The sequence below is a fragment of the Colwellia sp. 6M3 genome, from assembly GCF_014077595.1.
Classification (GTDB): Bacteria; Pseudomonadota; Gammaproteobacteria; order Enterobacterales; family Alteromonadaceae; genus Cognaticolwellia.
The window spans coordinates 1-253 of sequence record NZ_JACGWF010000257.1 but is presented as its reverse complement, the minus strand read 5'-3'; the positions used below and the strand labels follow the sequence as shown (position 1 = coordinate 253).

Genomic DNA, 253 nt, shown 5'->3' with positions numbered 1-253 from the left:
AAAAAGCCAAGCTACGCGGCGTACCGTCTCACGGCATGTTATGTAGTGAGTCTGAAATCGGTTTGTCAGATAGTTCAGACGGCATTATGGAATTAGCCAGCGATGCTCCTATTGGTAAGTGCGTTAGTGAGTGGGTTAATCCTGCTATATCTTCAGATGAATTAGCACATCAAATTACCATGGCTGGTCTTGAAGTAGACGCCGTAGAGCCTGTTGCAGGAAAATTTAGCGGTGTATTAATTGGTGAAGTAGT

1 protein-coding gene is annotated in these 253 nt (G+C 44.3%); it reads left to right on the top strand.

The window, feature by feature from the left end; translation table 11 throughout:
* The coding region (locus tag H4J50_RS19305) for a hypothetical protein (RefSeq protein ID WP_182257711.1) at window positions 1-253 on the top strand (253 nt) is incomplete at both ends.